Genomic DNA, 21,208 nt, shown 5'->3' on the forward strand with positions numbered 1-21,208 from the left:
ATTCGAAATCCTCTGTAATTTGAAAATCATATCACACTATTTAAATCAAGTATTGATATTTTATGCGACTTAGGTTGAAGAGCAGTTAATAAAAATGCTGTTCTATAGTTAGAAATGAACACTAGTATATAAATGTATTTAGACTAGATTAGAGTAAATTGAAGGAATTGAAAACAAACATGTTGATTTTGTCTTTTTATTTTTCCAAATCTATTAGGTAAAGCCATTTTTATACGAAAATATTTACAGTTATTTTCTTTTACTTGTTTTCTTCCTAAAACCGCATAATTGTGTTCCTTTTTTCTAAATATACCTTTAAAGTTAGCTAATAATATGAACAAAACTGTCTATTTAAGAAAAAAGTATTTGTTTATTGAGGGAGCATTTCTGTAATAATTAAAAATGGTGACAATGTTTACGCGTTGGTCGTTTTGCTTAATAATTGCGAAATGAAAAAGTTTGTGGAATACTTATAGAGACCTATCTATAGGACTGATTATCTGAAGGTACATAATTATGAACAAAATAGAACTTATAAATGCAGTAGCTCTAAGCTCTGATCTATCGAAAATAGACTCAACTAAAGTAATTGACTCTGTATTGGAAACAATCACAACAACATTAAAAAATGGTGAAAAAGTGGAAATTTTAGGATTTGGTAACTTTTCTGTTAGCGAACGTACAGCTAGAAAAGGACGTAATCCACAAACAGGCGAAGAAATTGAAATTGCAGCAAGCAAAGTTCCCTCTTTTAAAGCAGGAAAAAAATTAAAAGATGCAGTAAAGGGAATAAAGGAAGAGCAAAGTGCAGGAGACTAATCCTGCCTTTTTTTATTTAATCTCAATGCAAAAATAGTATATTTTTTAAATTTATTACTGTGGTAATCCGTTTCGAAATTCCTCTTGTAGATATAGGGATTAACCTTTCCATTCAAGCAGTAAGTGATGAAACGTCTAATAAGGATTTACCAGTAAGATTTATTGAAAGGGGAACATTTTAAATCAAAGTGTTTATTTGGTTTTGGGGGAAATATAAATGAAATTACTAACATTGAACTGTCATTCCTGGCAAGAAGAAAATCAAATAGAAAAGATTAATATCTTACATACAATCCAAGAAAAATCATATGATATGATTGGCCTACAAGAAGTAAATCAATTAATTGTGGAAGAGTACATATATATTAATGTTAAATCAAGCAATTTCGCCTACATATTATTAAAAGAGCTTGAAAAAATAGGTGTTACTGAATATACCTTAGTTTTGGGTCTCTTAAATGAAATTAAGAATATCTACGAAAAGGGTCTAGCCATTTTAATCAACAGGTGAAGAATATTCCTTCTACGTTTCAAAAAGTGTGGATATTAAAAATTGGTAAACTCGTAGGTAGTCGGAGTTAAAATTATCTATGATAGACGACCAATATCCTTTTATTCTTGTCATATGTGTTGGTGGAGAGACGAAGAAGAACCTTTTAAGCATCATCTAGACACCTTTCTCAAGCATGCAAACAAACTGGAGAAGTCCTTTTTTTATGGGAGATTGTCCGCTGATCGAAAACCATGAAACGATTTGGATTGGGGGAAGAAGAAATTCCCCTTGGATATAAACCAACTCGTATTATAGTTCGGACATTCTTAGATTAAATTATAACATAATAAAAAATGTCTAATCCCATATATATCATCTAGTAAATTTGATCATGACGTACATAAAAAAATCAAGTTGACAATATAAAAAATGGAATGTATACTCTGAGACATGACGTTAACGTTATGTTTGAAGGGGTGATATTTATGGATAAACGAATGCGAATTGGAGAACTAGCAAAACGAGCTGGGGTAACTCAACGCACCATCCGACACTACGAAAGCATAGGACTCATGCCTCCGGGTGAGCGAGAAGGAAAGGGGCAGCACTATTATACCGAGGAATCTATAGAACGTCTTCGGAAAATTGACCAACTAAAGAAACTAGGTCTGAGTTTGGATGAAATGCGAGAAGTAGTTCAGCTATATTTTATCGATCCTAGTGGAGTACAATCAAAAAGGAAAGCTCTAGATATCCTTCGTCAGCATTTAGCAGAAGCAAATCAGAAATTAAATGAAATCCAGCAATTCCGTGGGGAAATTCAGTCACTAATTGAACACTTTGAGCGCTGGTTTGAAAAAAGAGAAGGTGGATAACCTTTTTTTAAACCAAACATTACGTTTGCGTAATACGTTAATTTAATTTGTGAGATGCCTATATATCTATGATGATAAGAAACAGGTGGTGTATTTTATGACAAAAGAACAATCTACAAAAAAAGTTAATCGAATGGGAATTATTGCTGTGCTTATGTTTGGAACGTTTATTGCGATTCTAAACCAAACATTAATGACTACTGCATTACCGCATTTAATGAAAGATTTCAATATCACAAGTAATACTGCACAGTGGCTTACCACAGCGTTTATGTTAGTAAACGGGATTATGATACCTGTTACTGCATTTCTAATCCGGAAGTTTACTACTCGAACATTGTTCTTTTTGGCAATGGGGTTGTTCGCATTAGGTACCTTATTCTGTGCAATAGCTCCTAGTTTCTCCTTTCTGTTGATAGGTAGAATGATTCAAGCTTCAGGTGCTGGTATATTAATGCCACTTATGCAAACCGTTTTATTTGTTATTTTTCCTAAAGAAAAAAGGGGAACGGCCATGGGGATTTTCGGACTGGTTGTTGCTTTTGCTCCAGCCATTGGACCGACGTTATCTGGTTGGGTCATAGACGAATATACATGGCGCATTATGTTTGAAATACTATTTCCCTTGGCTGTCATTGTATTAATTGTCTCTTATTTTTTAGTGCAAAATGTAACAGAACTTACTTCCCCAAAGGTCGAACTGTTTTCCATTATTCTATCTTCGTTTGGTTTCGGTGGACTTTTGTATGGATTTAGCATAGCTGGAAATGAAGGATGGGGTAGCAATCAGACCATTTTTATCCTAATTGGTGCAGTTATCGTGTTGACTTGGTTTATTATCCGTCAATTAAAGTTGGAACAGCCAATGCTTGAATTCAGAGTGTTTAAATACCCAATGTTTACACTGCCGATGGTGCTAGTCATTATTGTATTTGTTACCTTTATTGGTGGTATGACCATATTACCTATCTTTATGCAAAATATGCTTGGCTACACTGCATTGAAGTCAGGTTTAATTATTATGCCTGGTGGGATAATAATGGGAATATTGTCACCAATTACAGGAAGAATCTTTGATAAGGTTGGGGCTAAATGGCTTGCAGTTGTGGGACTTGCGATTGTGTCAGTTAGTGTATTTATGTTCACTAATCTTAGTGCTGAAACATCGTTTGCTTATTTAACATTAATTTTTACACTTATGATGGTGGGACAATCAGCAGTAATGATGCCACTTACCACTGCAGCTTTAAATCAATTGCCAGGTAAATATATTCCGCATGGAACGGCGATGAATAATACGCTACGTCAAGTCGCAGGTGCGATAGGAACGGCCGTTCTTGTTACGATTATGACCGATACTGCGTTAAATTCACAAGTGCGTGGAATAGAGGGTGCTATTTATGGAGTAAATATGACCTTCACTGTTCTAGTTTTCGTCAGCTTTATTGGAGTGATATTAGCTTTCTTTATAAAAGGAAGTCGTTCAGAAGAAACAAATCTTCAGAAGTAGAAGGATAATAATAGGTATACTGAAGATAGATAAATGGGAAAGTACTATAGGAGGTAAATTGATGAGTTTAAATCCTGCCCAACGAAAGCAAACAAGTAAAGAACTAATTGCAAATTACGAAATATCAGGTTTAACACCTGAAGATATTCAAGCAGATCTAGGTTTTACTGTTAAGCAATTGGAAGATACACTTAATCTTGGACCTGCTTCTCATGGAGAATCAGTTTGGCGACTTCGTGATTATTTGGAGGCTGAAATTAAAGAGCAAGGAAAAGTACCGTATCCTTATTCCATATTAAAAAAGAATATTTGGTATAAATATAAGTAATGAAGATAGATAATTTGGAGGGATAAAAATATGGTAAGTAAAAAAGAGATATTAAGACTAGGACTTGGCTGTAGTCGTATGTCAAATGCTAATTCTGACAGAAGGGAAAGTATCGCCACGATTCATGCTGCCATGGACGCTGGAATCACTCACATTAACACAGCAGACTTTTATACGAGTGGTCATAACGAAATACTGATTGGCGAAGCACTAAAGGGTTACAATCGAGACAAAGCTTTTTTATCAGTAAAATTTGGTGCATTAGTTGCTCCGAATGGCAAAATGTATGGTTTGGATGTTAGACCTCAACATATAAAAAATTATTTAACTTATTCACTTAAACGATTAGGTGTTGACTATATCGATTTATATCAACCAGCAAGAATCGATTTAGACATACCAGTTGAGGAGACGATAGGAGCAATATCCGAGTTGGTCGATGCCGGATACGTCAAACAAATTGGGATGACCCAAGTTGAAGCTGATACGTTAAGAAAAGCCCATTCCGTTCACCCAATTAGTTTAGTGGAGTACCAATACTCTCTTTTCAATCGCAACATTGAGAATGATATTTTACCAACAGCAAGGGATTTAGGAATTAATGTTGTGGCATTTGGTACACTGGCTCATGGATTACTAGGTGGCAATCTGACAAAAGACAAAGTGGATCATACTACTTCTCATATTCCTTTGTTTTCTAAGGAGAATATAGACAAAAATCTTTCTCTAGTCGAAGCATTACGGCAGATAGCTGAAGAAAAACAAATGACGGTAGCACAACTTGCTGTTGCGTGGGTTTTAGCCAAAGGAGAAGATATTCTACCTTTAATTGGTGCCAGAAAAGTATCTCAGCTTCTGGAATCAATGAAGGCTCTGGATGTTCATTTAAATGGTAGTGATGTAAAAAGAATTGAAAAAGCCATACAAGTTAATGAAATTGCTGGTGGTAGTTTTCCTAGAATGCAATTCAAAAATGGAATGGTGGTTCAACAGTAAAGAAGTTTTTTGGAGAGATTTTTCAATATTATTATGAAGTAATGTACTTAAACTCTAAGGTACAAGAAGGGTGAAGGGAGGAGCTGTCATTGTGGTAGCTTTTCTTCTTGCAACGTTAAAACATATAAGTATGCCTATAAAGTAGGTCTTTTTAGATTACTATGAAAAATTCAGATTAATTTACAAAATGTTACTAGTAATGTAGTAATTATCGAACTGAAATTAGGCTATTCCCTCATCTTGCAATACGGACTGTCAAGGTCGATTAAAACTTCCTCAAATTCGCCGGTTTAAAATTCCCCAGAAGGACATTTCAGTCCTTCTGTTTTTGCGTACTCAAGTGCTTCTCTTTTAGTCTGTAACTATCACCTTTCAAGTTAATGATACGTGAGTGATGCAAAAGGCGATCTAACATCGCTGTAGCAATTCTCGGATCCAACCATTTCTCCCCATTCTCCAAAGCCTTTATTGGAGGTAAGGATAATAGAGCTACGTTCATATCTTTTTGATATAACTTGGAACAAATAGTGTGCACTTTGCGTATCAAGGTTCAGATAATCAATTTCGTCGATAATTAAAACCGAAGGTTTAATAAAGGAAACTATTTTCTTCTCCAGATTTTCCTGCTGTTCAGCTTTTCTTAGCTGGGATACTAGCTCGCTCATTGTAATAAAATGGGTTTTCATCCCTTTTGAGATTGCTTCCATACCAATTGCTACTGCAAGATGTGTCTTCCCAATACCAGGAGGAGCTAAAAAAATTAAATTTTCTTTGTTATCGAGGAAAGAAAGACCCATTAATTCTTTAATTCTTCTTTCATCCATGTCCACTTGGGCTGTAAAATCAAATTGATCTATCGTTTTACGGTAAGGAAACCTTGCAAACTTCAGCAGGGTTTTCTTCATTCTTTCCTGTTTTTCAGTGATTTCCAGCTCGAGAATAAAAACTGTGAATATGGTACATTATCTTTAGACGCTTGTTCGGCCAGCTCGGACCATCGGTCCGCATATAACGGGCAAGTTTATTTTTTGGCTATACTCCTTTATCTCTCTTTTCATGATGATTCACCCCTAGTGAATTCATCATAGACGGATAAGGGGCGTTTATCTACTTCCAAGGAAACAGGCTGTGGGGCGCCAACCACGACAGTCTGTTTCCTTTTTATTTTTTCGGAGAAGGTGATAACTTTTTTTTCGTCGCTGCAGCTTACTAATTTCTTCTCCCTGATAATATCCTAATTAACCCCTCCAGAGATTCTTTTACCAATATTTCTTTTCCAGCATACTTAGAGGATAGAATCCAGCTTTCTCCCTTATAGGAGAACCTTCCGTCCCAATGAACTTTCCTAAAGGAAATATAACTTGTATCATATTCTTTCTTCTCATTATTGAATGGAGCTTTTCCTCTGTCCATTTTTCTTAAGGAGAATAGCCGGTTGTTTCATTTCTCTTTCGATTACCAACGGTATCCAGCCATCTCATTAAAAGTTGGTTCAATTCTTCCACACTAATTAAACTTTGTCCCTACATAAAAATGATTCATAATGTACTGAATAGCCCTTTCCACTTTTCCCTTTGTTTGGGCTCTGTATGGGCGGCAGGCCTTTGGAATAAATCCATAGTTAGAGGCGAATTCTGCAAATCTTCTCTTCCATTTAATGACTCCTTAATCACGTCCATCTGTGACAGTCCTCATATTATCAAACAAGATAGTAGAAGGTATCCCACCCAGATATTTAAAACTGTAAATTAGACCATGCATAACATGTTCCTGATCCTGGGATAAAGTAAACAAAGCATACTTCATTCGCGAATAGCCTCAGATGGCAACAAACATGGAGAGCTTCCTTTTTTCTTCGTTCAGAATTCGACCTCTTTCCAATCGACCTGCATCTGTTTACCCGGAAGGGTTTCATAACGGACAGTATATTTCTTTTTTGCCTGTTCCCGATAGGGCAGCATATAATCCTTTAATCTCGTTTTGCCACCTTGATATCCAAGCGACTTGATCTCGAAGAAGCAGTTTCTCTGCATTAAACACCTGATCCTCTAACATCCTCCTATTGTTACTGCTTCTATTTCTTTTCCTAGTAGTTGGGATGGTTTCGGACATTATGTATTTTTTTAACCGTCTTGCGGTCCATCTTTAACTCATTAGCAATATCAGTAATACTCATTCCTTGTTGGTACATTTCTTTAATCATAAAAAATTTCCCTCTAGTTTTCACGAACCATAGCTCCTCACAAAAAACTATGGTTCTATCTTAGATGGGGAATTTTATTCCGGTTATATTGAGGATTTAAACATCGGCTTTAACAAAAGTAATGTAATAAAGATTTGTGACATTGATTTATATCAAAAGAAAACATTTATAAATAAGATGGGGCGTATGTGGGGGGCATCAAGATTCATGTCCAGAAGAATTTGTGTTAGGTGCCAAAATTGACCAAAGGACAAACGTATTTAATATGGGAGCAATTGCATTTGGGCTTTTAGGAGGAGAACTTGTTCGCTCCACTTCAAAGTGGGATGGAGGACAGAACTTTATAAAGGAGCTATTAAAGCAGTTAATTTAGAAAGATTAGAAAGATATACAACAATAGAAGAATTTCTATTTGATTGGGAAAAAGCTTCAGGCCCCAAGTCATTAGCTTTATAATTGCTAATTAAAAAAGTTTGTGAAATACTAGTAGTGTCCTATTTGGAGAACTGATTTTTAGGAGGTACATAATGATGAACAAAACAGAACAGAACTTATTAATGCAGTAGCTGAAAGCTCTGAACTATCAAAAAAAGACTCATCTAGAGTAGTTGACTCCGTAATGGAAACAATCACAATATCATTGAAAAATGGTGAAAAAGTAGAAATATTAGGATTTGGTGCTTTCTCTGTTAGCGAACGAGCAGCTAGAAAGGGCCGTAACCCGCAAACTGGTGAAGAAATAGAAATTGCAGCAAGTAAAGCACCAACTTTTAAAGCTGGAAAAAACTTAAAAGATGCAGTAAAAGAATAAGAACTTTAGTATGGTAGGGGATTAATCCTCTACCACTTTTTATATACCTTTTAATTTCTTTAAGGATTAATTTTTAGACAGAATGCTCCAAGTAGCAAAACTAAATATTTGTATAACCAGGCGGTATGTTATAGCTGCTTCCAGAACGAATGATTATAGTACCAATTGGAGAAAGTAATACTGCCTAGAAAATACAATGGAGTCTCATTAACGGACAAGAGAAGTAGTATAAACAATTATTATACGAATATATAAGTCTGCGTTAAATTCTCATTTAACGAACAAAAAATATAGTTTAAGATACTCATTGAGATTATATTATGATTCCTTAGAAGCGGTTAGACGGGTTGTAGCTGTAATGATATACGATGATAAATAAAAAAAGCTAACTTTAATTTTACGCGTTCATAATATTTTATGAATATAAAATTTCAGTATTTAGGGATTTCTTAAAAGATATTAAGCTATTACTGAAATTTACAACTTCAACAGTTTTGTAAATACTAAATTTGTAATAATCTATTCTGCAAAAAAAGTTGGATACCAAGAGGGGCTAAATGATTTCGGAAAAACGCATTGTGACAAATTTACGTGAGTGATTCATCATGTTAACTAAATTAATTTCGTCTGAGAGAAGTGATTCTTAAATAAAAAAACCGCCAACCCTTACAGCCTCAAGGGTTGGCGGTGAAAATCAATTGCTAAAAAATCTTGAAACATCCTTATTTCTCATGGCCTTTTGCTTCTGTTCATTGCTAACATGGGTATAAATTTGCGTAGTGTTCAAATTTGTATGTCCCATAAGCTGTTGTATAGTTACTAAGTCGGTGCCATCTCGAACCATACTAGTTCCAAAGGTGTGGCGTAATTTATGTGCTGTTAGTTTCTTTTGTTCCAAGTATTGAAATCCAGGTTGCTGTTCCAAAAACTCAAAGGCATTCTCTGTTATTTCTTGTATTCTCCTTCTGGAAATTCTTACACCTCTTTTGGAAAGGAAGAATGCATTCGAATGATTGGGTTTTGGTTTAGCACGGAATACTCGTTCATAATCCAATAGCAATTGATATAAAGGAATAGGAAGGGGAATGTATCGAGCTTTATTTCCTTTCCCTGATACTTCAATGCCTGGATCTTCTTGATCTCTAATAATGTCTGAAATGTTAAGATTATGTACTTCTACCACACGTAACCCAGCAAGTCCCATCAACATCAATATACATTTATTACGTATATAGTAATCGCTTGGTGGCATAGACGTAAAAAGTAATAAGAGTTCTTCGTCACTTAGATAAGTGGGAAGTCGTCCTTTTTCTTGTTTTGCCATATCCACATCTTGAGCAGGATTATAAACTAGAACTTCTGATTTCATTAAAGATTTATATAGAGTTCTTAGAGTCATCAATCGTCGATTCCGGCTTGCCTTCGAAGCTTTCCGGTGATGCTTGCGTAAAAATCCTGCAATATCTTGTTTGGTGACAGTGTCCAATCCAACTTTTTGTGATTTATGATCATATAGAAAAATTAGGAATAACTTAATGTCATAAAAATAGTTACGGATCGTAAGGGAAGAGTACCCCAAGTCCTCTAAGTACACTCGAAAAATATCTAACTCTTCTTCATAGTAAGAAAGAAGGTCTTTCTCCATGTCCAAATGATGTTTGTCTTTCGAATTCACTATATCCAACACCTTTTCTAAAGATTATCGGTCAAGAACATATATTCTACTATACTACAATTTTTATCTAATCACACATAATAACCATTATGTGCGATTAGATGGAAATAATATGGTGATTAAAAAGTGAAAAATCTTTTATTTAATCTTAGTTATAAACCAATGTGTTGCTAAAGGCCTTTTAAAAGAAATTAGATGAGCAGTTGTTCATGAAAAAATGTAATTCCGCCTAAAGCACAAGAAAACTAAAGATAAGTGCATGTAAATTCAATGTTATCAATGATTTAAGGTTGGTTTTTCATAGTAAAAAGTTTAAAGGAAATGTTTAATTCGCTGTTAAAAGTTTGGGATAAATAAATAATTATAACTAGCTACTTGAAAGAATTCTGCTTATTCAAAAATCTAGGCTCAAGGAGAGATAACTTCCAGAGAAATAGCTGAGTTATTAGATATGAAAATAACAATTATTCAAAAATATGAGAGAGAGAAAAGGCTATTACCTTCTAAAGGAGCAAGTTCCCGTATAGATAATAGAAAGTACTTTTCTGAGAATGATATTTTAAAGTTAAAAAAGATTAGCAAAACTAGGTTATACAACAGGGGAAGTAGATAAAAAATGTAATTTAAGTCCTGTGACTGTTTCACAATATGTTTCAAAAGGATTACTGAAAGTGGAGAAACATATGTATAGAGAAAGCGAGATAAGTTTCATCACTCCAGAAGAATAGAGCGATTTACTAATGATTATGGGAGTAGAAACGTGCAGAAAAAAAGGAGTTCTAGGATAAGGAACTTGAAGTAGCCTGGTTCAAATCTTTTTGTAAGAGGGATGGAACAATGGGGGAGAATCTTACTATAATAAATTAACCCAATACTAGTTACATCAGAAGGAAATAGAGTTGCTATTAATGAAAAAGTAACTAATGGTTTTACTCCTCGATTTAACATAAAGACCATGGATACTCTTCTAAAAAAGGAAGTTAATAGAATCTTTGATGAAAAAGCTTATCAATGGAGAAGTTACTATTAGAAATAGTAACTAAGTATCTTGAAAGAGTAATCAAGTTAAAAAAAGCCAAACTCGAATGAGTAGGGCTTTATTAATACTAATAACTTTTTCCTATTGTGCCTCTGTGAATTTAAAGAATTACTCGTATTTTTGTGTCTCCTGAGGAAAGACCTCTAAAAATGGATACTAGCTTTGTTGAGTCTCATTATTTTCTTCTGTTGCCTGTGGACTACTACTATCTGTTCTTGGTTTTGCACCGGATGCTAAACTGTTAGAAACATTACAGAAATTAAGTAATAAAGCCAATAAAAAATCTAATCATGTGAAAAAATATAGATATCTTTAAAAAGAAATTAATTGTGTAGTTGGTCATTAAAAATTCTTAAATTCGAAGGAACTAAAGTGGAGTACTTATAAACATCAACTGAATTAAGGGATTTTAGGGTGATATTTACAGATATAAGTTAAAGGCAATGTACAAAGTTTATTCCCCTGTCAATAATCGATATAAATAATGAAATTAAATTAATGATTCCTTTATGAGTCTGCATGATATAATAAAAAAGAATAGGTAGATTAGGCTATTCTTAATGGAAGAAATAAAAGATTTATTATAAATGGAAGTAGCAAATTATGCTTGTGTTAATATAAATCTCTAAATAAACACTTGGTTTAAATTTAATCTGCTTTAATTATAATGATTATGTTATAAAGACTGGAGGGGGAAAAATGGAGAGAGTACCATTTAAAGTTTCAGCTAGAGCTGCTAGGCTAATAGGGAGAGAAAACGTAAGTAATGCGGAAGCAGCAGTAATAGAGCTAGTTAAAAATGGATATGACGCCGATGCTAATTCGTGTGTGGTTTTTATAGACAACTTTTATCCAGACATTCCAAAAACATTAAGTGAGTCAGAATTCAGAGAAATTAATACCCAATTTATTAAATTAGATGAATTTTACATAGAAGATGGTAAACAACTTTCCTATACATTAAGAGATGATTTAGAAGATTTAACAGAACTATACGAATATTTTATGAGCTTTAATAATGTTTATATTTTAGATGATGGAACTGGTATGAGTAAAGATATAATATTGAATCATTGGATGACTATAGGAACTAATAATAAGGAAAATAATTATTTTAGTGATAATGGTAGAATTAGAACTGGTGCAAAAGGGATAGGAAGATTTGCTTTAGATAGATTAGGTAGTTCCTGTCAAATGTGGACATTGGAGCAAAATAGTGAAAAAGGACATCATTGGAATGTAATGTGGGAAGATTTTGAATCTACAAATGCAATAATTGATGATGTTTATGCTAATATGAATGAATTCAATAGAGATGATTTTTACAGCCTTATTAAAAGTAATATCTTTAATAGGATTGATTTTACTAAATATGATGAGAACCAGTTAGAAGGTTTTGATATTAACAAATTTAGGGAAAAAGGGACATTTTTTAAAATAACAGGAGTAAGGGATGTTTGGAATAACAGAAATATTGATAGGCTCTATCGAAGTTTAGATTCTCTAATTCCACCGAAGGAAGAACGAATATTTGATATATTTATTTTTACATTAAAAAGTGCAAAAACATACGGTGCGGTTCGCTCAGCTGGGTGTGACGATTATGATTATAAATTAACAGCGTATGTTACAAAAGAGCAGGAAGTACATTTTGAAATCAATAGAGAAGAGATAGATCTTGAAAAATTGGATTATGATATATTTAATGAGAGTTTAAGAGAGCCGCCGTATGATAAGGAAACTTTCCTTACCAAAAAATATAAAACTAAACATAGTTTGACATATATGTTGCCTGGTGTTTCAGAAGATATAAGAAAAAAGCTTACAGATTTTTCTTTGACAATTTATTTTCTTAAGAGAGATTACTCAGTATCTGATTCGAAGACATTTAAATATAAGCATTTCGTACCAGCTAGTCGAAAAGAATGGCTTGATCGATATGGAGGAATCAAGATATTTAGAGATCATTTTAGAGTTAGACCATATGGTGATATAAACTCTACTTCGTTTGATTGGTTAAGGTTAGGAGAAAGAGTTCAAAAAAGTCCAGCTGGTATTGGTAAAAAAAATGGTGCTTGGAGAGTAAGAGCAAACCAAATATCTGGAACTATAAATATTTCTAGAAAAAATAATGTTTTTGAAGATAAATCTAGTCGTGAAGGATTGCAAGAAACAATAATATTTGAACACTTCCAAGAATTAATACAAAAAATTATTGAGGTCTTTGAAAAAGATAGGATAAAAGTTATGAGGGCTATCAAGGATCATCATGACAAAAAGAATCATAAAGAAAATATTAAAGACAAAGGAAAAAATTTAGCAAAAGAGGTTTTAAAGTCTTGGGATGTTACTCAAGAGATCAAAGCTCCTAAAAATACTGAAGAAGCTCGAAAGAGAATAGAGAAGCTTCAACAAGAAAAATTACTACTAGCTCAATCCCATAAAATAATAGAGGAGTCTATTGAAGAAAAGGAAAATGAAAATAAATTATTGAGAGCATTAGCTGGTACTGGTATAGCTCTTACTTCATTAGCTCACGAAATAAAAACAGTAAGCAATCCTTTAGTTACACGGAATGACTTTTTAAAGTCCTTAATTGGTACTCTCGATGTAAATTTAGACAGGAAAAAAGAAGTGATTAAGTTTATAGACTTAATGAGTGAAAAAGACAGAGTTTTAAAAGGCTGGCTAGATGTAGCATTAAATGTAGTATCTAAAGATAAACGGAGAAGGAATAAAATTAGACTAAATGACATCTTAGAAAAGGTACTGAAAACGTGGGAACCTCCACTTTTGGAGAAAAAAATTTCCGTCGAAATTGTTAATCCGAAGGACATTATTATTGAATGGAGAGCTTATATCATAGATGTTGAGAGCATATTAAATAATCTTATAATTAACTCTATGATTGCATTTCAAAAAAAGGAACATAAAGGAGTAAGAAATATAAACTTTATTTTAAATTATTTAGATAATGAGGAAAGTTTCGAATTTACTTATCAGGATTCTGGCCCAGGATTATCTAAAGAAATAAATGATAAAAATGATATATTTGAGCCATTATTTACAACTAATTCAGATGGTGGAACCGGATTGGGATTGTGGATAGTAAAAACTATTGTTGAAGAATATAAAGGTGAAGTAAAAGTATTAGATAGTGAAAATGGGTTTCAATTATATTTTAAATTTCCACTTAGAAAAAGAGGGGAAGGTATATTATTTAATGTATAAGATTGGTTTAATTGAAGATGATTTTATGACTGCAACGCTTATAATTGATAGGTTGAGAAGAGGTACTGATGAAATAAAACCTAGTGTTGAGCTTGTTCCATTTGATAATATGACTTTAGAAGAGTTGGTTGATTATATCTATGCTAATAGATTTGATGGACTGGTTGTAGACCATAAACTTAAATCGTCTAACCCGGATATAGATTTTGAAGGAACTGATATTGCTTTAAGTATGGAAAACTTAATCCACTTTTATCCCTTATTTATTTTAACTTCACACCCCAATGATGCAGAATCTGAAAGGTATACAGATGTTAATATAGTATATGAAAAGGGAAATTATATAGCTGATACTACGGGTTTAATAGTAGAGCATATTAACAAAAAAATTTTAACTCAGATAGAACATTTTAAGAATCGATTAGCGGATGCAGAAAGTGAGTTAGAAACTTTACGGAATAAAGCAAATAAAACTGATGAAGAAAAAGATAGATTCATTGAGTTAGACCATCTAATTGAAACTAGTCTCTGTGGAAGACATGTTATGCCTAAAAATTTAAAAAATCAGAGCGAGGATATACAAGAATTGTTAGGATTAGCTAGAAAAATATATAAAATGAGTGAGGAAGAATGAGTCTTAAAACATCTAAAAAAACAATCTTTCGTAAAAATACACCTATGAAAAGAATTGTTGAATATGTAGCAGAAGCAGATTATAAGTCATACAGAGAATTTTTAAAAGAAGACTTTAAGGGTCGTTGTGGTTATTGTGACTCTTTTTATGGAATAGTCAAGAAAGATTATCATATTGATCATTTTGTACCTCGAAGATTAATAAAAAAGTTCATTACACATAAACATCTGGAAAATGATTACACAAACTTAGTTTATTCGTGTCCTTCATGTAATATTAGCAAAAGCGGAAAGTGGATATCCGAAAATCCTGATATTGATTTAGTTGATGAAGAGGGTTTTATAAACCCTTGTAGTGACAATTACACATCTTTATTTTATAGAGATCAGACAGGTGCCATAAAAGCTGTAGAAAATAACAAGACTGCTACATATATTCATAAAGAACTAAATTTATCTTTAGAAAGACATAAAGTTACTTGGAATATAGAACAGTTAGTAAACTTAATAGAAAATATTGAAGAAAGTCCTAATCCAACTCTTAAAGAAACACTTTCAAATTCTCTGTTGGAAAACCTTAGAACTCACTTTGAATTGGTATTAAAAGATGATGAATAAAGTAGAAGGAGCATACTATACACCAAGATATTTATCTGACTATCTAGTAGAATTAAGTTTTAAAAACATTAAAAAAAATGAAAATGAAATAATAAAAATTTTAGAGCCAAGCTGTGGTGATGGTGTTTTTATAAAATCTCTTCTTAACACTAATAATATAGCTAAGGAAATTATTGGTGTAGAAAAGAATAAGAATGAGTTAGACAAAGTAAAAAAGGTTGTTAACTCAAATATAAGTAAAAATGACAATGTATGCCTGTATAATATAGATTTTCTTGATTATATATTAGAAACAAAAGAAAAATTTGATTTAATAATAGGTAATCCTCCTTATATACAGAAAAAATTAATGAGTAAAAGTCAATTAGACAAGGCTAAAGCGATTGTATCAGACTTGTCAATTAATACTATATATAACATTTGGATTCCATTTGTCGTTGCTTCGATAAACCTACTAAATAATAATGGTATACTATGCCTTGTTCTTCCATCGGAAATGCTTCAAGTAAAGTATGCTGATTCAATTAGGAAGCTAATATACTCTAATTTTCCATATTTTAAGATAATATCGTTTGACTTTAATGTTTTTCCAGAAATAGATCAGGATGTTGTAATATTATTAGGTATTAAAAATAAGCCTGCGGGCCTTTCGTTTGAAACATTAACTAAGGATCATTCTAACAATTTAAAGCTCCTATCCAATATAGAAGTAGACAGTAGTAAAAAATATGATAAATGGTTATGGTTTACATTAGAGAAGGAAGAAATACTATTATTAAATAAAATTGAACAGAAAGTGGTTAAGATATCTAATGTTTGTGAAAGTACAGCTGGAATTGTAACTGGAAATAACAATTTTTTTATACTTTCAGCAAATGATTTAACACAATTCGGGTTAAAGGAATATGGAAAACCTATTTTAAAGAGAAGTCTATATAGCAAAAATACAATCAACTTCACCGAGCTTGATTTTAATGAATTATTAAAAGGAAAAGAAGGTACTTATTTATTAGATTTTAATGCACTTCCCCAAAACTTGAATCACGAAGTAATAAACTATATAGATAATGGCCAACAGATAGGAATTCATAAAGGCTATAAATGTAGCATTAGAAATTTATGGTATGAAGTTCCATCGATTTGGAAATCAGAAGGTTTTATATTTAAAAGAGCCCATACCTATCCTAAAATTCTAGTTAATAGTGCTGATGTCTATGTTACCGATACGGCATATAGAATTAAGATGAAGGAAGGGTATAATATAAAAAATTTAGTATTTAGTTTTTATAATAGCTATACGCTTAGCATAGCTGAATTAAAAGGGCGTAAATATGGGGGAGGAGTCTTAGAAATCACTCCTAGTGAATTTCGAGATATAGATATTCCATATACAGATATTAGCAGTGAGCAGTTTAATATGTTAGATAATCTATTTAGAAAAAAGGCACCGATTGAAGAAATTTTGGACTATACTGATTCCATTATTTTAAAGGATAATTTAGGGTTAAAAGATAGTGAAATCGAAAAAATAAAAAGTATACGAGAAAAACTAGTTAAAATTAGGATTTCTTGATATAGATTTAGTTAAGGCGCTAAAGTTAGGTTAGTGCCTTGACGCATATTATACTTTTAAAACTGTTGTCAATTGCTCATTGATTAACAGTATAAACCGTATAACAAACTTAAAAATATAGTTTGTTTATTATCGTAAATGGGTATAGAACTTGCAATAATATGTAAAAAAGGTACGCGTACTAATCCCATTAATATTTAGATTAAATTAATTGGTTTGTTATCTTCATATTATATAGTACTACCGGCCTTACTTTATCGCATCTAAAAATCGCAGAATTTATAAACTCAGAAGATGAAGTAAATAAGTAAATATACATGACTCATTACCTTTATTTTATGGTGAGAGTCTTTTTTTGTTTAAATAAAGTGTTAGAAGTAAATTATAATCTTAAATTGTCTAAGTATGATAAAATAATAATATATCCACATAAAATATTTCAATGTAATATGTGCCAATTAGTTAATCATTTATAAATATTTTGGATATAGTGTTATAGAAAGGAGTAGATACCAATGACCATTAGACAATTTGCAGATCATGTGATATCTGTGTCAAATAGTAAAGGAAATGGCATCACAAACCTGCAGCTACAAAAAGTAATGTATTTTGCTTTGGGAAATTACATTAGAGAGAATGGTATCGATGATTTGGTGTTTGATGTCTATACTGAGCCATTTGAAGCGTGGACGTATGGTCCTGTAGTTAGATCTGAATACTTCAGACATAAATCCTTTGGAAGATACACAATTAGAAGTAATGGTGAGTACAATAGGAACTACATTAACTTTGATAAATATATACTAAAATATATGAAAAAATCTCCAAATGAATTAGTTGAGGAAAGTCATATGCATAGTACTTGGTTGAAAAATAGGGAAGCAATTCTTAGACAAGTACCGATTGAATATGAATTAGAGGATTTGAGCCGTGACTTCGCAATCTGATTTAAGAAGACAACAAGGAGAAAAACTAATAGTAAAATTATCCGAGATACAAGGAGGTATGGAGAACTTTGTTGATCAGGAAATAACAGATGGATTAATTTCAGATTTATTAGTTATAATCAAACAATTTCCTATAGACATCTTACCATATGCAGCAATATCCCAGTTCGTGTACAATAATCATCTTGAGGATTTCACCTATTTTTTTGAACAGCTTACTGATGGAGTTTATGATGTTGCTGATTCAAACGATCCCAACTTCAAAAAATACTTAAAACTTTTGGAACATATGGAACTTGCTGATCAACAGAAGGTCGCTCTTTTCAATAAGCAAAAAGAAGAAATTGAAAAGTTAAAAAGGTTTAATTCTACTTATGAAGCAAGTGCAAATGAATTAAAACAAGTAACGAAGAAAATCGATGAATTACAAGAAACAAGTAAAAATATGACTACAAATTTCATCTCAATTTTAGGGATTTTTGCTGGTATACTAATGGGTGCTTTTGGAGCGTTACAAGGATTCACAAGTTTATTTGCAAATGCAGACAAGCTCTCTTTAGGTAAATTACTTATTATTAGCTCCATTAGTGCATCTTCTGTTATTTTAATTCTTTTCCTCTTATTAAATGGTGTAGCAAAATTGACCAATAAAAGCTTGTCCAGTTCGACTCGGTCAGACGATAATATTTTCAACAGACATCCGACGTTAATTATCATTTATGGAATTTTAATATTAATATCATTGGTCGGATCCGCATTAGAATTGAGTAATACAGTAATTAATTATGCTCCTGAGGGCTACTGGTGGATAGTACCTGGAGTATGGTTTATATATTTTATTACAGTATTAAAGACTAAAAAATTCTTTATACTTAAGTAGCAATACCCCTACGCAAATGTAGGGCCTTTTGTGTATAAACCGAAATTCAGAAAGAGTGCATGGTGGGTATGCAAATACTTAACAACCAACTTGTAGGATATCTTTCACTTAGCTCTTCGATTAATTCATAATTGACTCTTATGTGAGTGGTGACCTAACCTTGTATCAAAATACTCTCCATCCCTCCACTTTGCTACACAAACTGGAAGCTGTATACAATCTTAATTCCAAGTTCCCTGGAATAGACAACATATCTTTTATTTGCATTAATATATTTCATCGCTGCTTGCGTTTAAATTCTTCTGTATAACAATGATATGCCTGTCCAGTGTATAATCCAACAATGTTTTTGGTTTTTTACACTTTCTACTTAAAGGGAATAATATAAAACAATTCGTCTTATGCTGAGGTTTTCTTTTATTACTTTTTATTGATATAACAGAAGTGTGACAAGCAGTACAATGGAGTTTGTAGTTTTATGACACAACTTAATTAAGTCCTTACAATGTAATTCATGGAAGGATCTGTCCGATTGAAACGTAATAATGGTATTAGCTATATTATGCTAGGTTCTTTTGAGAATAATCTTTATAAAATAAAAACTTCATTAACACCTTTTCAAGGTTATGAGGATGAATAAATATATTAAAAACACAGTTTCACTACCTAGTTGGGGGATGAAACTGTGTTTTTATATTCAGAAGATAACTCCCACCATGCATTGCCTTTAGTAAGATAGAGGAATGATTAAACATTTATACTATTCGTATAATCCGCATTTTACGAATAGTACTAATTGGTACAGTATATGAAAACTAAATGATAAAATAAAAGAAGCATCCCTAAAGGAATGCTTCTTTTTGAAGGTTAATTTTCGGACACTCACGTGAGTGCGTACTAATTAATCCATCAATATTTTCGGCCGCTCACATGAGCGCGTATTTATTGTATAATCATAATATAACACCCTTTAGAAAATGTCAAATAAACCTATAATCATGATAGGATGGTTTTAATGAAGCAAGAGACTTTAAATACAGAAAAGGTACATATCTTTTTTGATGAAAGTGGCAGCAATAATGTTAAGCAAAGACCAACTTTAATGGCTGGACTTTTAATCCCAGAATCAATATACCAAGCAGATGATTTTAGAGAAATTAATAGAAAACTACAAAACAATGAATATATGCCTCTTCATTGGGCTGAGTATTCAGGATATTATCCTTTAAGAAGAGATATAATGAGTGTAATAAACATTTTCTCAAAATACTCTCCCCTTTGTAAAATGAATATCATCAATTACGATGAAACATCGCTACGAGAACGTAGAAGTTTCTATGATGATATTAACTTATCACAAAGAATGATTTATACTAAATTACCAGAAAGAATTCTATACGGTTTGTTACGTAATTATGGTAAGGATGTTAATATAAAAGCTAATTTATTTATTGAAAATTCCTCGACCTACACTAAACTTCAGCTAGATCGACTTTTAGTAGAGCAACTTAACACTCAATCTATGTATAGGGGCGAACAGTATAAAGTAATAGACTGCCAGCTAACCCCCAAAAAACAAGAAATAGGTGTAGAAATTGTTGATTTATTAATGGGTTTTGTAAGAACCATCATACAGAATAAAAAAGGTTCATTAAGTAAAGGTGAATTGATGAGGAATGAGCTTGTAATTAACTTTTTAAGAAATCCGATTTTTTATAACTTCTTATGTAATATAAATTATTATGAATGGCAAAGTGCGCGTGAATTGTCTAACGTTAAATTCAAGGAATATGTAGATTTGTTTATAGCATCTAACTACACTTCCCTTTTCGAAAATTCATTAGAGCCCAAGTCTATTGCTATTGAGATGAAACAGCCAATAAAGAAAAGACCAAGAATAAGAAAGACAAGATTAATAAGAAGACGCTGATGTTCTTCAAAGAAAATAAAACAAGAACAATTGTTCGTAATAATTGTATTATACGAACAATTGTTCTTGGATATTTCGTTATAAATTAATTCTAGGGGTTAATTTATACTCTTGTTTAAGTATTCTTAAAATAAATTATTACTACCTATTTTTAGTGAACAACCTTTAACATGGATTTGAGTCAATAATTGGACACAAAAAAGTTAAGTATCAAGCGGTTCTTCTAATCTGATCCTCCATAGCTTGAGGTGTTTGATAGCCGATGTTGCTGTGATTTCTGTTTCTGTTGTACCAGCCTTCTATAAACTGAAACATGGCCAGCTTCGTTGCCCGGTAGTCTGTGTACTGGGTATGATAGACTTCTTCTTTCTTTAATATGGCGTGAAATGACTCTATACAGGCATTGTCATAAGGACAGCCTTTCTGACTGAAAGACTGCCTGATTCCGTATTTTTGGACATGCTGAGTAAACTCACTGCTAGTATATTGAGAGCCAAGATCAGTATGAAGAATTAAGCCCTTTCGGGGCTTTTGAGAAAAACATGCGTTTTCAAGTGCTTCGATCACTAATTCCGAAGTCATAAAACGAGAAAAAGAATAGCCAACAATTTTTTTCGAATGCAGATCCAATACAGAGGCCAGATAGC

Annotated in this window: 19 protein-coding genes and 3 pseudogenes; 16 read left to right on the forward strand and 6 right to left on the reverse strand. The window is 32.4% G+C overall.

Annotated elements, in window-relative coordinates; translation table 11 throughout:
- The first annotated feature begins 516 nt into the window (after positions 1-516).
- The 6 genes from EM808_RS25150 to EM808_RS25175 all read left to right on the forward strand — a co-directional run bounded on the left by EM808_RS25150 (position 517) and on the right by EM808_RS25175 (position 5,021).
- Positions 517-819, forward strand: coding sequence for an HU family DNA-binding protein (locus EM808_RS25150; protein WP_127742042.1), 303 nt, complete (start codon positions 517-519; stop codon positions 817-819).
- Between the two features lie 217 nt (positions 820-1,036).
- Complete coding sequence (locus EM808_RS25155) at positions 1,037-1,330, forward strand: exonuclease/endonuclease/phosphatase family protein (RefSeq protein WP_127742044.1); 294 nt, start codon at positions 1,037-1,039, stop codon at positions 1,328-1,330.
- Between the two features lie 467 nt (positions 1,331-1,797).
- Positions 1,798-2,187 (forward strand): MerR family transcriptional regulator, encoded by a 390-nt coding sequence (locus EM808_RS25160; protein WP_127742046.1) that lies wholly within the window; start codon positions 1,798-1,800, stop codon positions 2,185-2,187.
- Between the two features lie 97 nt (positions 2,188-2,284).
- Complete coding sequence (locus tag EM808_RS25165; RefSeq protein WP_127742048.1) at positions 2,285-3,697, forward strand: DHA2 family efflux MFS transporter permease subunit; 1,413 nt, start codon at positions 2,285-2,287, stop codon at positions 3,695-3,697.
- 61 nt (positions 3,698-3,758) lie between these two features.
- Positions 3,759-4,025, forward strand: coding sequence for a DUF2316 family protein (locus EM808_RS25170; protein ID WP_127742050.1), 267 nt, complete (start codon positions 3,759-3,761; stop codon positions 4,023-4,025).
- A 30-nt stretch (positions 4,026-4,055) separates the two neighbouring features.
- Positions 4,056-5,021, forward strand: coding sequence for an aldo/keto reductase (locus EM808_RS25175; protein ID WP_127742052.1), 966 nt, complete (start codon positions 4,056-4,058; stop codon positions 5,019-5,021).
- 313 nt (positions 5,022-5,334) lie between these two features.
- Here the strand turns inward: EM808_RS25175 and EM808_RS29895 are convergent, their stop codons facing one another.
- The 4 genes and pseudogenes from EM808_RS29895 to EM808_RS29980 form a co-directional block, all read right to left on the reverse strand.
- The gene (locus EM808_RS29895) at positions 5,335-5,436 is read right to left on the reverse strand and encodes an ATP-binding protein (RefSeq protein WP_412973758.1); all 102 of its coding nucleotides are present in this window, start codon (positions 5,434-5,436) and stop codon (positions 5,335-5,337) included.
- Positions 5,399-5,926, reverse strand: a complete 528-nt coding sequence (locus tag EM808_RS25180; RefSeq protein WP_328590393.1) for an ATP-binding protein — start codon at positions 5,924-5,926, stop codon at positions 5,399-5,401. The genes EM808_RS29895 and EM808_RS25180 overlap by 38 nt, the downstream gene beginning before the upstream one ends.
- A 149-nt stretch (positions 5,927-6,075) precedes the next feature.
- Positions 6,076-7,082 (reverse strand): annotated as a pseudogene (istA, locus tag EM808_RS29900) (IS21 family transposase); the annotation flags it as partial.
- 41 nt (positions 7,083-7,123) lie between these two features.
- Positions 7,124-7,248 (reverse strand): annotated as a pseudogene (locus EM808_RS29980) (helix-turn-helix domain-containing protein); the annotation flags it as partial.
- A gap of 199 nt (positions 7,249-7,447) precedes the next feature.
- Here EM808_RS29980 and EM808_RS29905 point away from each other — a divergent pair.
- Together EM808_RS29905 and EM808_RS25190 are read left to right on the forward strand one after the other, a co-directional pair.
- Positions 7,448-7,597, forward strand: coding sequence for a hypothetical protein (locus EM808_RS29905; RefSeq protein WP_164849793.1), 150 nt, complete (start codon positions 7,448-7,450; stop codon positions 7,595-7,597).
- 159 nt (positions 7,598-7,756) lie between these two features.
- A pseudogene (locus EM808_RS25190) lies at positions 7,757-8,035 on the forward strand (HU family DNA-binding protein); the annotation flags it as partial.
- 694 nt (positions 8,036-8,729) lie between these two features.
- On the opposite strand, the gene EM808_RS25195 reads toward EM808_RS25190, so the two are convergent.
- Positions 8,730-9,710: a tyrosine-type recombinase/integrase gene (locus EM808_RS25195; protein ID WP_127742056.1), complete on the reverse strand. Its 981-nt coding sequence runs from the start codon at positions 9,708-9,710 to the stop codon at positions 8,730-8,732.
- Positions 9,711-10,143: 433 nt separating this feature from the next.
- Here EM808_RS25195 and EM808_RS29910 point away from each other — a divergent pair, with 433 nt between their 5' ends.
- The 8 genes from EM808_RS29910 to EM808_RS25235 all read left to right on the forward strand — a co-directional run bounded on the left by EM808_RS29910 (position 10,144) and on the right by EM808_RS25235 (position 20,561).
- The gene (locus EM808_RS29910; protein ID WP_351954346.1) at positions 10,144-10,323 is read left to right on the forward strand and encodes a MerR family transcriptional regulator; all 180 of its coding nucleotides are present in this window, start codon (positions 10,144-10,146) and stop codon (positions 10,321-10,323) included.
- Positions 10,324-11,448: 1,125 nt separating this feature from the next.
- Complete coding sequence (locus EM808_RS25205) at positions 11,449-13,980, forward strand: sensor histidine kinase (protein ID WP_127742060.1); 2,532 nt, start codon at positions 11,449-11,451, stop codon at positions 13,978-13,980.
- Positions 13,973-14,614: a hypothetical protein gene (locus EM808_RS25210; RefSeq protein ID WP_127742062.1), complete on the forward strand. Its 642-nt coding sequence runs from the start codon at positions 13,973-13,975 to the stop codon at positions 14,612-14,614. Before EM808_RS25205 ends, EM808_RS25210 begins: the two co-directional genes overlap by 8 nt.
- Positions 14,611-15,231 (forward strand): HNH endonuclease, encoded by a 621-nt coding sequence (locus EM808_RS25215; protein WP_127742064.1) that lies wholly within the window; start codon positions 14,611-14,613, stop codon positions 15,229-15,231. Before EM808_RS25210 ends, EM808_RS25215 begins: the two co-directional genes overlap by 4 nt.
- Positions 15,221-16,804 carry an Eco57I restriction-modification methylase domain-containing protein gene (locus EM808_RS25220; RefSeq protein WP_127742066.1) on the forward strand — a complete coding sequence of 528 codons (1,584 nt, stop codon included), beginning with the start codon at positions 15,221-15,223 and terminating at the stop codon, positions 16,802-16,804. Before EM808_RS25215 ends, EM808_RS25220 begins: the two co-directional genes overlap by 11 nt.
- 515 nt (positions 16,805-17,319) lie before the next feature.
- Positions 17,320-17,751, forward strand: a complete 432-nt coding sequence (locus EM808_RS25225) for a Panacea domain-containing protein (RefSeq protein WP_127742068.1) — start codon at positions 17,320-17,322, stop codon at positions 17,749-17,751.
- A 58-nt stretch (positions 17,752-17,809) separates the two neighbouring features.
- Positions 17,810-18,631: a hypothetical protein gene (locus tag EM808_RS25230; RefSeq protein ID WP_127742070.1), complete on the forward strand. Its 822-nt coding sequence runs from the start codon at positions 17,810-17,812 to the stop codon at positions 18,629-18,631.
- A gap of 1,015 nt (positions 18,632-19,646) precedes the next feature.
- Positions 19,647-20,561 carry a DUF3800 domain-containing protein gene (locus EM808_RS25235; RefSeq protein WP_164849794.1) on the forward strand — a complete coding sequence of 305 codons (915 nt, stop codon included), beginning with the start codon at positions 19,647-19,649 and terminating at the stop codon, positions 20,559-20,561.
- Between the two features lie 210 nt (positions 20,562-20,771).
- Here EM808_RS25235 and EM808_RS25240 read toward each other — a convergent pair.
- The coding region (locus tag EM808_RS25240) for an IS3 family transposase (RefSeq protein ID WP_127742074.1) at positions 20,772-21,208 on the reverse strand (437 nt) is incomplete at its 5' end.

It is taken from the genome of Niallia taxi, from assembly GCF_004005475.1.
GTDB lineage: Bacteria > Bacillota > Bacilli > Bacillales > Cytobacillaceae > Niallia > Niallia taxi.